This window comes from Paraburkholderia dipogonis (assembly GCF_042680985.1).
Classification (GTDB): Bacteria; Pseudomonadota; Gammaproteobacteria; order Burkholderiales; family Burkholderiaceae; genus Paraburkholderia; species Paraburkholderia phytofirmans.
This window is the reverse complement of record NZ_JBHUFR010000010.1, coordinates 626172-638235: the sequence shown is the minus strand read 5'-3', so window position 1 is coordinate 638235 and position 12064 is coordinate 626172. Positions and strand designations below refer to the sequence as shown.

At 61.9% G+C, this 12064-nt stretch carries 10 protein-coding genes and 1 tRNA gene; 4 read left to right on the top strand and 7 right to left on the bottom strand.

The window, feature by feature from the left end; all coding sequences use genetic code 11:
- Window positions 1-5: 5 nt before the first annotated feature.
- Window positions 6-593 carry a LysE family translocator gene (locus ACFSNN_RS15400; RefSeq protein ID WP_134457405.1) on the bottom strand — a complete coding sequence of 196 codons (588 nt, stop codon included), beginning with the start codon at window positions 591-593 and terminating at the stop codon, window positions 6-8.
- Window positions 594-763: 170 nt separating this feature from the next.
- Window positions 764-839, bottom strand: a tRNA-Lys gene (locus ACFSNN_RS15395).
- 204 nt (window positions 840-1043) lie between these two features.
- Here ACFSNN_RS15395 and ACFSNN_RS15390 point away from each other — a divergent pair.
- Together ACFSNN_RS15390 and ACFSNN_RS15385 are read left to right on the top strand one after the other, a co-directional pair.
- Complete coding sequence (locus tag ACFSNN_RS15390) at window positions 1044-1448, top strand: PaaI family thioesterase (RefSeq protein WP_134457404.1); 405 nt, start codon at window positions 1044-1046, stop codon at window positions 1446-1448.
- Window positions 1449-1483: 35 nt separating this feature from the next.
- The gene (locus tag ACFSNN_RS15385; RefSeq protein WP_134457403.1) at window positions 1484-2362 is read left to right on the top strand and encodes a patatin-like phospholipase family protein; all 879 of its coding nucleotides are present in this window, start codon (window positions 1484-1486) and stop codon (window positions 2360-2362) included.
- Window positions 2363-2469: 107 nt separating this feature from the next.
- On the opposite strand, the gene ACFSNN_RS15380 is transcribed toward ACFSNN_RS15385, so the two are convergent.
- Window positions 2470-3483 (bottom strand): D-2-hydroxyacid dehydrogenase family protein, encoded by a 1014-nt coding sequence (locus tag ACFSNN_RS15380; protein WP_012431373.1) that lies wholly within the window; start codon window positions 3481-3483, stop codon window positions 2470-2472.
- A 376-nt stretch (window positions 3484-3859) separates the two neighbouring features.
- Here ACFSNN_RS15380 and ACFSNN_RS15375 point away from each other — a divergent pair, with 376 nt between their 5' ends.
- The gene (locus ACFSNN_RS15375; RefSeq protein WP_134457402.1) at window positions 3860-5716 is read left to right on the top strand and encodes a phosphoenolpyruvate carboxykinase (GTP); all 1857 of its coding nucleotides are present in this window, start codon (window positions 3860-3862) and stop codon (window positions 5714-5716) included.
- A 48-nt stretch (window positions 5717-5764) separates the two neighbouring features.
- Here ACFSNN_RS15375 and ACFSNN_RS15370 read toward each other — a convergent pair whose 3' ends face one another.
- Window positions 5765-6019 (bottom strand): hypothetical protein, encoded by a 255-nt coding sequence (locus ACFSNN_RS15370; RefSeq protein WP_134457401.1) that lies wholly within the window; start codon window positions 6017-6019, stop codon window positions 5765-5767.
- Window positions 6020-6057: 38 nt separating this feature from the next.
- Here ACFSNN_RS15370 and ACFSNN_RS15365 point away from each other — a divergent pair, with 38 nt between their 5' ends.
- Window positions 6058-7161: a LysR family transcriptional regulator gene (locus ACFSNN_RS15365; RefSeq protein ID WP_134457400.1), complete on the top strand. Its 1104-nt coding sequence runs from the start codon at window positions 6058-6060 to the stop codon at window positions 7159-7161.
- Between the two features lie 160 nt (window positions 7162-7321).
- On the opposite strand, the gene ACFSNN_RS15360 is transcribed toward ACFSNN_RS15365, so the two are convergent.
- The 3 genes from ACFSNN_RS15360 to dprA all read right to left on the bottom strand — a co-directional run bounded on the left by ACFSNN_RS15360 (window position 7322) and on the right by dprA (window position 11976).
- Window positions 7322-9991: a DNA topoisomerase III gene (locus ACFSNN_RS15360; protein WP_134457399.1), complete on the bottom strand. Its 2670-nt coding sequence runs from the start codon at window positions 9989-9991 to the stop codon at window positions 7322-7324.
- Between the two features lie 249 nt (window positions 9992-10240).
- Entirely contained in the window at window positions 10241-10618 is a 378-nt protein-coding gene (locus tag ACFSNN_RS15355; protein ID WP_134459056.1) for a thioredoxin family protein, read from the bottom strand.
- 68 nt (window positions 10619-10686) lie between these two features.
- Complete coding sequence (gene dprA, locus ACFSNN_RS15350) at window positions 10687-11976, bottom strand: DNA-processing protein DprA (protein WP_134457398.1); 1290 nt, start codon at window positions 11974-11976, stop codon at window positions 10687-10689.
- Between the last annotated feature and the right edge of the window lie 88 nt (window positions 11977-12064).

Below are 12064 nucleotides of genomic sequence, written 5' to 3'. Positions count from 1 at the left end.
CGTCTTCACGCCGCAAGCAGATAAAGCGCACTCGCCGCGAGCAATGCCGCCATCACGCGATTGAAGCACCTCACACGCTGCGGTCGCTGCAAGTGTTTGCGCAGAAACGTGCCTGTGTACGCCCAACTGGCGATCGACACATAACAGATCACGAAATACACGATGCTGAATTGCCAGACGAGCCTGCCGTCGCCGTCCGCAGCGTAAGCGCCCATGCCGGCCAGCGACGCGAGCCAGGCTTTCGGGTTGAGCCATTGCATCGCCGCGCCATACGCGAAGGAGGGTCCGCGAGCCGGTTTGTCCGCGCCGAGTTGGCCGTCGTCGATGGCGAGTTTGTAGGCCATGTAGAACAGGAAAGCCACGCCCGCCCATTTGACGACGGTGATCAGGTTGGGGAAATGCGCGAGCAGTTCATGCAGCCCGAGGCCGATCAGTAAAAGCAGCACGGTGAAGCCGACGGTCGCGCCGGTGACATGCCGCATGCTGGCGGCAAGCCCGTGTTGCGCGCCGGCGCTGAGTGCCACGATATTCACCGGGCCAGGCGAAATTGAGCTGGCCAGCGCGAAGGCGGCCATGGAGAGTAAAGCGGTCATCAGGTGCCTCGATACGGATGTGCGCAGGATTTGCGACGGTCAACGGTATCGGGCGAAGGGGTGGGGTGTATTGAAGGAAATTACTGTGGGCTGGCGATATGCAGTGTGTGAGCGCCGCCCGAAACGCAAAAAGCCCGGTCGCATGGACCGGGCTTTTTGCTTTGAATCTTTGGTGGGGCGTGAGTGACTCGAACACTCGACCTACGGATTAAGAGTCCGCTGCTCTACCAACTGAGCTAACGCCCCCAACAGAAGCGAAATTATGCAGAAATTTTTCGGGCTTGCCAAGTCCCTTTAGCAGATTTCTTAAAAATATCTGCATCTGCGGCCCCGAGGCATTCCTCGATGGGCACGCCTTCGTGAAAAAGGCGCTAGCTGCATCGTCCCGGTATCATGTCGCGGAACACCTTGCCGCACGAAGCCTCGCGCGGCTTTCGAGCGGGGATTGCCATGGATGACAAAGAGATTATCGAGTTGCTCGACCGCATCCTCGCGCCGTGGGTGCGTGCGCTCACGCTGACGCCGGTCAAGGTCGATGAGGACGCCGCCACGCTGCGCCTACCGTTTTCCGGCGGCCTGCGTCATGCGGGCGGCGTGATCTGCGGGCAGGTGTTCATGGCCGCGGCGGATACGGCCATGATCGTCGCCATTTCGGCCGCGCTCGGCGGTTTCAAGCCGATGACCACGGTCTCCCTCAACATCAATTTCATGCGCGCGGTACGCAAAGGCGACGTGCTGATTACCGCGCGCGTGCTGCGCATGGGCCGCAATCTGGTGTTCGGCGAAGTCGAGTTATTCGACGAATCCGGCAACATGGCCGTTCACGCCACCACCACCTACGCACTGCTCGACTAAACGGGCCAAAGAGCCGCATTAGAGGAAAAATCAGGATGTTCGATCAGGTCGTATTCGCAGGCGGCGGCAATCGGTGCTGGTGGCAGGCGGGTTTCTGGGATGTGATCCAGCCGGAGTTGCGGATCCGGCCGCGCGTCATCACCGGCATTTCGGCCGGCGCCGCCACTGCGTGCATGCTCTACACGCGCGATTCCGACTGGGTCATGCGTTACTACCAAGACGCGCTGCGCCACAACACCCGTAACGCCTACTGGGGCAATCTGCTGCGCGGCGAGTCGGTATTTCCGCATTACCGGATCTACCGTCAGGCGCTGCTCGACATCTACGGTGAGAAGTTTTCGACGCTCGCCGATGCGCCGGAAATCCGCATCGGCGTATCCCATCTGCCGCGCTGGCTCGGCGCGCGCAGCGCGGTCGCGGCGGGCCTGATCGCGTACAACATCGAAAAATACGTGCGCAAGACGCTGCATCCGACGCTCGGTCAGACGCTCGGCTTTCATCCGGAATTCGTGCGCGCGCAGGACTGCGCGAGCGTCGAGGATCTGGCGGATCTGATTTTGCAGTCTTCGAGTACGCCGCCGTTCACGCCGGTTTTGCGACGCAACGGCCGGCCGGTGCTGGACGGCGGGATGGTCGACAACGTGCCGGTCGGCGCACTCGACGCCGAGGCGCCGGGCAACGTGCTGGTGATGGTCACGCGTCTCTATCCGCGGCCGCAGATGTTCGTCGTGCCCCACGGCGTGCAGCAACGGCTCTATGTGCAGCCGTCGCGCAAGGTGCCGATTTCCAGCTGGGACTACACGAGTCCTTCGCAGATGGTGCACGCGTACAACCTTGGCCGTGCCGATGGCGAGACCTTCCTCGAACGCATGCCCGATCTGCTGGAAGCCGGTGCGCACGAAGCGGCGCGGTGAATTGAGCGACAGCTGCGGCGGCGTCATCAGCGCGAAAGCCAAAAAACGATAAGAGCGCCGCACGAATTCGCACGACGCTCTTATCGCTGTAAAAAAACCGGTGGCTCTTAACGCCGACGACCGCCTTGCAAGGCTTCCGGATTCGCCACGCTGCTCGTGTCGCCGGCGTCGAAAGCCAGAATGTTCTTGAATGCCGCGGTGAAATACTGCTCGTAGCTTTCGCGTTCCACATAGCCGATGTGCGGCGTGCAGATCACGTTTTCCATGCGCAGCAAGCTGTAGCCCTGCAAGATCGGCTCGCTTTCGTAGACGTCGATCGCGACCATGCCGGGACGGTTGTGCGACAGCGCATTCACCAGCGCGTTTTCGTCGAGCAACTCGGCACGGCTCGTGTTCACGAGCAGCGCAGTCGGCTTCATCCGCATCAGGTCTTCCTGCTTGACGATGCCGCGCGTGTCGTCGTGCATGCGCAAGTGCAGCGACAGTACGTCGCTCTGCTCGAACAGTGCCTCGCGGCTCTCCGCCACGCCATAACCGTCAGCACGAGCGGCTTCGCGCGAATGCTCACGGCCCCAGATCAGCACGTTCATGCCGAACGCCTTGCCATAACCGGCCACTAGCCTGCCGATTTTGCCGTAGCCCCAGATTCCTAGCGTCTGGCCGCGCAACACCTGGCCCAAACCGAAGTTCGGCGGCAGCGCCGAAGTCTTCAACCCTGACTGCTGCCAGGCTCCCTGCTTAAGGTTTGCTACGTATTGCGGAATCCGCCGTTGGGCCGCCATGATAAGAGCCCACGTCAACTCAGCGGGCGCGTACGGTGAGCCGGTGCCTTCCAGCACCGCAATACCGCGCTCGGTACAGGCGTGCAGATCGATATGGCTGGAAACCTTGCCAGTCTGGCTGATCATGCGCAAACGCGGCAATTTATCGAGGAGTTGCGAGCTGATGCGGGTACGTTCGCGAATCAGGACGAGGGCGTCGACTTCGGAAAGACGGCTTGCCAGCTGGCCGAGTCCGCGGACGGTGTTGTTGAAGACCTTGACCTCATGGTCGGCCAGCAATTGAAAGCAGTCGAGCTTGCGAACGGCGTCCTGGTAATCGTCGAGGATGGCAATCTTCATGGTATGTGGCTTGCGACGCACCTTGGTGGTGCGGAACGGAGTGTTATGCTGACTGTCCCATCATGTGACCTAGGTCACATGCCGGTCTGGCTGAATGCCTTACCGTAGTAGCTACCGCACAGAATGGCAGCGCCACGGCAAGGCCGATTGACATCGTTTTTAACAGTTTGTTGCGTGTTGAGGCAAGCCGCTTTACAGACGGTTGCAGAAGCCCGTCGGCTGGCGCCTCCGCTCAACAGGCTTTGTAGCCCGGAACGACCTGCACAATTGTGCGTCGGGTGGCAGCAGCCCGGCGCGAAGAATTGAATGCCTCTCGCATGCAGCGTCTCTGGGCTTGTACCGTTTTTCCATTGCTTTTCAAAACGGAGACAAGTCGATGAACCACCCCTCATTCGAAGGACAGCCCACAATCGAGGCGCCCGCGTGGGTCAAACACCGAAAGCTGATCGACTGGGTCCGGCGCGTTGCCGCGAAGACCAAGCCCGACAGGATCGTCTGGTGCGACGGTTCGCAGGAGGAATACGACCGGCTTTGTGCGCAGATGGTCGAAGCAGGCACACTCAAGAAACTCAATCCCGCCAAACGCCCCAATTCTTATCTCGCATGGTCAGACCCGTCCGATGTGGCGCGCGTCGAAGATCGCACCTTCATCTGCTCGCAGCGCCGCGAAGACGCGGGTCCCACCAATAACTGGGTCGCGCCGGCGGAGATGCGCTCCACGCTCGACGGCCTGTTTGAAGGCGCCATGCGCGGTCGCACCATGTACGTGGTGCCGTTTTCGATGGGCCCGCTCGGTTCGCCGATCGCGCACATCGGCGTCGAACTGAGCGACAGTCCGTACGTGGTCACTAACATGCGCATCATGACGCGCATGGGCCGCAAGGTTTATGACGTCCTCGGCGAAGACGGCGAGTTCGTGCCGTGCGTCCATTCGGTCGGCGCGCCGCTCGCGGCCGGTGCGAAAGACGTCTCGTGGCCGTGCAACGAAACCAAATACATCGTCCATTTCCCTGAATCGCGTGAAATCTGGAGCTATGGCTCGGGCTATGGCGGCAACGCGCTGCTGGGCAAAAAGTGTTTCGCGTTGCGCATTGCTTCGACCATGGGCCGCGACGAAGGCTGGCTCGCCGAACACATGCTGGTTCTCGGCGTGACCTCGCCGGAAGGCCGCAAGCATCATGTCGCGGCGGCGTTTCCGTCGGCGTGCGGCAAGACCAACTTTGCGATGCTGATTCCGCCGGAAGGCCTGAACGGCTGGAAAATCTCCACGATCGGCGACGATATCGCCTGGATCAAACCGGGCAAGGACGGCCGCCTATACGCGATCAATCCGGAAGCCGGCTACTTCGGCGTGGCGCCGGGCACGAGCGAGAAGACCAACTTCAACGCCATGGCCACGTTGAAGGAAAACGTGATCTTCACCAACGTCGCGCTCACCGACGACGGCGACGTCTGGTGGGAAGGCATGACGGACGATGCGCCCGCGCACCTGATCGACTGGCAAGGCAAGGACTGGACGCCGGCCAGCGCGAAGGAAAGCGGCCGTAAGGCCGCGCACCCGAACGCGCGCTTTACGGCGCCGGCCTCGCAATGCCCGTCGATCGACCCCGACTGGGAAAATCCGGCGGGCGTCGCGATCGACGCGTTCATCTTCGGCGGGCGCCGCTCTACCACCGTGCCGCTCGTCACCGAAGCGCGCAACTGGGTGGAAGGCGTCTACATGGCCGCGACCATGGGCTCCGAAACGACCGCCGCTGCGGCCGGCCAGCAGGGCGTGGTGCGCCGCGACCCGTTCGCGATGCTGCCGTTCTGCGGCTACAACATGAGCGACTACTTCGGTCACTGGCTGAAAACCGGCGAGCGTCTGGAGCAATTGAACGCGAAGCTGCCGAGAATCTTCTGTGTCAACTGGTTCCGCAAGGGCGCTGACGGCAAGTTCGTATGGCCGGGCTTTGGCGAGAACATGCGGGTGTTGAGCTGGATGGTCGGCCGGATCGAAGGCTCGGCTCAGGGTGAGGAGCATGCTTTCGGCGTGTCGCCGCACTACGAGGACATCGACTGGAGCGGCCTGAATTTCAGCCGTGAGCAATTCGAGCAGGTCATTTCCGTCGACGACGCAGCCTGGCGCGCGGAACTGGCGCTGCACGCCGAGCTGTTTGACACATTGCAACAAGGCCTGCCAACGGCGCTGACCGAGGCCAAGCGCGCACTTGAACAGAAGCTTGCCGCATGATCAGGTGAGTGTTCACTTCGCACGGAAACCGCCTTCGGGCGGTTTTTTTTATTGCAGCCTGTCCGGCATGACGAGTTTTCTGATTTTTACAACGTCGGCGCCACCTTGCGTCTGTTCGAACAAAAAAGACAGTTCAAGCTGCACTGCAGCAGATTGTTTCCTTTCGAGGAACAATCGGCGATCACGCCCCACATTAGGGAGTACAGTCGCACGAATATTGACAATATTTCCGCTTTCGCGGGCAACTTCTGCATGATTTCGCGAGTCGTAGGAGAATTCCAAGTTCGCTTCACTGGTTTTCACCGATTGTCAGGAAGCTGTAACACGGCAGGAGTTGTCCCATGGATCATTTGCAGTCGATGCGAGTTTTCGTCAAAGTGGCGGATCTCGGCAGTTTTGCCCGCGCTGCGAGCGCGATGGATATTTCCAACGCAGTTGCCACCCGTCACGTTGCGGACCTCGAAGGCCGTCTAGGTACGCGGCTGCTCAATCGCACCACCCGCAGCTTGTCTTTGACCGAATCAGGTCAGGTTTATCTCGAGCGCGCGCGCCAGATTCTCGACGAACTGGAAGACGTCGAGCAGATGGTGGTCGCGCGCAATCACGAACCCGTCGGCACGTTGCGAATCGTCGCGCCGGTCGTGTTCGGGTTGCACAATCTGGCGCCCGTGCTCCAGACGTACGCGGAGCGCTATCCGAAAGTCATTCCCGATGTCACGCTGGTCGACCGTCAGGTGGATCTGGTCGAAGAAGGCTTCGACGTTGGCGTGGTGATCGCGCGGCAAATGCGCAGCGCAAGTATCGTCACGCGGCGCCTCACCACGGGTTGCATGACGGTGTGCGCCACGCCGGCTTACCTGGAGAAGCACGGCATGCCCACGCGTCCGGAGCATCTGCTCGAGCATCCGTGCCTGAGCCTGCCTTCCGAATATTGGGGCGACGAGCGCGTGTTCACCGGCCCGGAAGGCGAAGTGCGCGTGCGTCCGTCGAATGTGATCGTCGCGAACAATACGGAAATGCTACGTCAGTTTGCGTTGCTCGGCATGGGTATCGCGATCCTGCCGAGCTATCTGATCGGCCGCGACATGACGCGCGGCAGGCTCGTGCGTTTGCTCGGCGATTACCGGCTGCCGCAAGTCGAGATCAACATCGCGTATCCGAGCCGCCGTCACTTGCCGGCAAAGGTGCGCACGTTCATTGACCATCTGGTTGAGCATTTCAGCCAGACGCCGAATAGCCTGCTGGGTGAACAGTGGATCAAGGAGGACGGCTTGGGCCGGGCCGCCACGACGACGGCGCTCGATTCCGCGGATCCCATGCCGCCGGAAGCGTTCGACGGCGCTGAGCCGCTCTCGCGGCTGCTGGACAGCGAGTTATCGCCGCTGCCGAAGACGTTGGCCAAAACGACGCCTCGCACCCGGCCTACGGCTTTGTCGCCGTTGTAAACGGCGAATCGATCAAGCCAGCAAAGCCGCCGATAGGCGCTTTCCGGCGGACAAACAAAAAGGCGCGGTCACTTATGTGATCGCGCCTTTTTTCATGGCAAGCTCAAATGAAACAAGCCGGAAGCGAATCCTCTTCCGGCCTTCCCGCCGCCAGTTCGACTTACGAGCCGGTTTTGCGCGCCACCGCTTTCTTGGCGGGTGCTTTCTTGGCCGCGGCAGTCTTGGTGGCCGGCGCTTTCTTCGCCGCCGCCTTTTTGGCTGCCGGCGCAGCCTTCACGGCCACCGACACTTCATCGTCGTCGGACTCAGCTTCCGGGGCGGCCTTGGCAGCCGACTTCGCTGCCGCCGTCTTCGCGGCAGTCTTCGCCGACGGCTCCTTCTTTTCGAACTCGAAACCGATCTTGCCGTCGTTCTGCTTGACGAGGAACGCCTTGAAGTTGCGGCCGGTACGCGACGACTTGAAGTTCGTCAGCAGATCCGTGCGGCCTTCTTCGAGCAGCTTGGCCATTTGTTCGCGAGCAATTTCCTGCTGCAGGATCACCTTGCCAGAGCGGAAGTCGCAAGTTTTCGGATTGGCGACCGAGTTTTCACAGACGTAGCTCATGCCGTGCTCAAACACGCGGCCCTTGCACTTCGGGCAGGCGCCGACCGGCTGCTGATCGGAGAAGTCAGGCGGTTCGCCGTCTTCGCCGCCCGCATCCTGGCCGAAGTCGAATTCGAGTTTGTAGTTCTTGATCTCGTCGTCGAGCGAGAGCTTCAGGATCGCCGAGAACGGGCGGCCCATCTTGCTACGGAATCCCGACAGCGGACCAATCGTCTTGTTCTGCAGCAGTTCTTCGACTTCCGGAATTTCAAACTGACGTCCGCCCGGAATTTTCGAAATCGAGAACTCGCATTTCGAGCAGGCAAAGCGCCGGTAATTTTCCTTCACCTGCCCGCCGCAATTCGGACACGGCGTCTGCAACGTCGCGTAATCGCCCGGGATCGTGTCGGAATCGTACTCTTTCGCACGTTTGACGATGGTCTGCGTCATGCGGGCGATTTCCTGCATGAACGCGTCGCGCGGCAGATTGCCGCGTTCCATTTGCGAGAGCTTGTACTCCCATTCGCCGGTCAATTCGGGCGCCGTGAGTTCCTTCACGCCGAGACCGCGCAACAGCGTCATGAGCTGGAACGCCTTGGCGGTCGGAATCAGATCGCGGCCTTCGCGGATCAGATACTTCTCACCTAGCAGACCTTCGATTATCGCGGCGCGCGTGGCCGGCGTGCCGAGACCCTTGGCCGCCATGGCTTCGCGCAGTTCGTCGTCTTCGACGAGCTTGCCCGCGCCTTCCATGGCCGACAGCAAGGTTGCTTCGTTGTAGCGTGCCGGCGGTTTCGTCACCAGTTGCTGGGCGGCGATCTTGTCGGTCTTGACCTTCTCGTCTTTCTGTACCGGCACGAGGTTCGCGTCTTCTCCGCTGATCTCGCGGCCGTAGACCTGCAACCAGCCCGGTTCGACCAGCACCTTGCCCTCGGTCTTGAAGTGATGGCCGACCACTTCCGTGATCCGCGTCGTCACCTTGTATTCGGCGGCGGGGAAGAATACCGCGAGGAAGCGCTTCACGACGAGGTCGTAAAGCTTCTGTTCCGGCTCTGACAGATTCTTCGGCGCCTGCAGCGTCGGGATGATCGCGAAGTGGTCGCTGATCTTGGAGTTGTCGAAGATGCGCTTGTTCGGCTTCACCCAGCCCTTGTCGAGCACCTGCTTGGCGAACGGCAGATAGTTGTTGCTCTCCTTGAGCATGCCGAGCGTCTCTTTGACCGTATCCATGTAGTCTTCCGGCAGCGCGCGCGCGTCGGTACGGGGATAGGTCAGCACCTTATGCTTTTCGTACAGCGCCTGGGCGAGGCCCAAGGTGTTCTTCGCCGAGAAGCCGAAGCGGCCGTTGGCTTCACGCTGCAAGCTGGTCAGGTCGAACAGCGCCGGCGACAGTTGCGTGGACGGCTTCGATTCTTCGGTCACCGTGCCGATCTGGCCGCGGCAGGCGGCGACGATCGTTTCAGCCGCGGGCAGCGCCCACAGACGCGAATCGCGTTTTTCCGGATCGAACTCGTCGCGCTTGAATTTCGGATCGAACCAGCGGCCTTCGTAGAAGCCGGCCGAGCAGACGAATTCCGCTTTCACTTCCCAATAATCGCGCGGCACGAAGCGGCGAATCTTTTCTTCGCGCTCGACGACGATCGACAGCGTCGGCGTCTGCACCCGCCCGACCGTGGTCAGGAAGAAGCCGCCGCCCTTGCTGTTGAACGCGGTCATGGCCCGCGTGCCGTTGATGCCGACCAGCCAGTCCGCCTCCGAGCGGCAGCGCGCCGCATCGGCGAGCGGCTGCATCTCTTCGTCGCTGCGCAAGCGGGCGAAGCCGTCGCGGATCGAGCCCGCCGTCATGGATTGCAGCCACAGGCGCTGCACCGGCTGCTTGGCTTTCGCGTGCTGCGCGATCAGGCGGAAAATCAGCTCGCCCTCGCGCCCAGCGTCACATGCGTTGATCAGGCGGTCGACGTCCTTGCGCTTGAGCAGCTTGGTCAGCACCTTCAGGCGCGACTCGCTCTTGGCGATCGGGTTGAGATCGAAGTGCGGCGGAATGACGGGCAGATTGGCGAAACTCCACTTGCCGCGTTTGACTTCGTAGTCTTCGGGCGCGGCAATTTCCAGCAGATGGCCGACTGCCGAGGAGAGGACGTAGTCGTCGCTCTCGTAGTATTCGTCATGCTTGGTAAAGCCGCCCAAAGCGCGCGCGATGTCGTTCGCGACGGAAGGCTTTTCGGCGATGATCAGTGCTTTGGACATGACTCGATGTGAGGTTGGTAGATCAGGGTTGATGGCCGTGAGTGCGCTTCTGTTAGCGCGACCCTCGTTTGCGACCTTTGCGACCCATTAACGACCGCTTTATAGCACACGGCGCGAGACCGGCGTGTCAAGTGCCCTAAAAGCGCGAAATCATAATTGCCTGCTCAGGCATTGGGCAAGCTGCGGCAAACGCCGTGTACACCGCTCGCAACGCCCGGGCCGCCGGGCTAGCGAACAGCCGGGTCTGAATCACGCAATCGCCAGCGCGGGCCGCAGTTTCGGCGCACCGCTGACGCCGGGCACGGCCGTCAGATCAGACAACATCCGTTCCACAATCGCCGCCTGCGGCAAAACCGTACCGAAGAACCGCGTCGTAACCGAATCTTCGATCAGGATGGTCGGAAAGTTCTCCACATCCAGATCCTCGAACCGGTCCGCATGGGTCTCGATATCGATCCATGCGAAACAGACTTCCGGGTGTCGGTCGGCCAGCTTGTCGAAAGCGTCACGATACTCGCGGCAGGTTCCACACCATTCCGCGCACAGGCAGGCAACGAACAGCGTGTCGGGTTCGTTGACGCGCTCGGCGATCCGGTCTTGGTCGGTGTCGAGGTTTAGCGCGGGCATCGTGGTTCCTTGCGTACTTTTGTCAGGTGCTTTGGCGCGAATGTAGCATGGCCGATCGCGAATGGTGGTCAACTCTGATCAATGCGGGGTCGGCCGTGGCTAGCTCGCATGAAGCGGCCGCCGGGCAGCATGGTCACCTGGCCGGCGAGTTCGAGTTGCAGCAAGGCGGTTTGCAGATCCGCATCCTCCATCTCGGTACGGGTCGCGAGAATTTCAAGCGTGGTGGGCGAATGGCCGAGCGCGGCGAGGAGGCGCTGCGCCTCGGGATTGGCCGGCGGAGAGGGCGGTGTGGCGGCCAATGGCGTACCTGCTGATTCGGCTGGAGATGCTTCTGCCGGCTGAAGCGCAGCCAGGTGTGCCCGATCCGGCGCCGCGCCGCTGCCCGCCGGCGTATTTCGCGGATAAGCATGGTTCGAGAAGATGGCATGCGCCGAACCCGAAGCCGCTCGCGGTGCCGCCTGCCGCGCGAAACCCAGCTCCTCCAGCACTTCATCGGGCGTTTCCACCAGCTTCGCGCCCTGCTTGATGATTCGATGACACCCGCGCGACAGCGGCGCGTGTATCGAACCCGGCAACGCGAAGATATCGCGTCCCATCTCGTTGGCGAGCCGCGCCGTGATCAGCGAACCGGAGCGCATCGCCGCTTCGACGATCACCACGCCGCTGACGAGGCCGGCGATCAGACGGTTACGCTGCGGAAAATGGGCGGCGCGCGCGGGCGTGCCGAGCGGCCATTCGGAGAGAATCGCGCCCTGCACCGCGATCTGCCGCGCGAGCGCGTGATGCGCGGCCGGATACACGAGGTCCGCGCCGGTACCGATCACGGCGACAGTTCCACCGATGCCTTGCAGGCCGCCCCGATGCGCGGCGCCGTCGATACCGAGCGCGAGCCCGGAGACGACGGTGACACCGGCCACCGACAGCTCGCGCGCAAAGCGCTCCGCGTCTTCGACGCCTTGCGGCGTCGCGCTGCGGCTCCCCACGAGGGCGACCGCTCGCGTGTGCAGCAGGTTCAACCGGCCCTTTATATATAGCAGCGGCGGCGGATCGGGCATGGTCAGCAGCGCCGGCGGATATGCGGGGTCGTCGAGTGTCACGACCTGATTGCCGGGTTGCTCGCGCCACGCGATGACCGCGTCCAGCTGGGCGTCGAAATCGGGGCCTGTCGGCGCCAGCGCTGCGTTTGCCGCGGCGGCGCCGGCAATTTCGGCGAGCGCCTCGGGCGCATGCCCGAATATCGCTTCAGGCAACCCGAAAGCGCCGAGCAATAAGCGCAGCGCCCCGGGTTTCAGCCCCGGCGCGAGTGCCAGCCGCAGCCAGGCGGCAAGTTCAATATCGGTTGCAGGCAAGGTGTGCATTGCGGGTCGATCCTCCTACAGGGCCAGCGGGCAGGCGGGCGCCATGCTAAAATTTTCATCATCCGAAATAACCGCAGCGCCGCGCCCA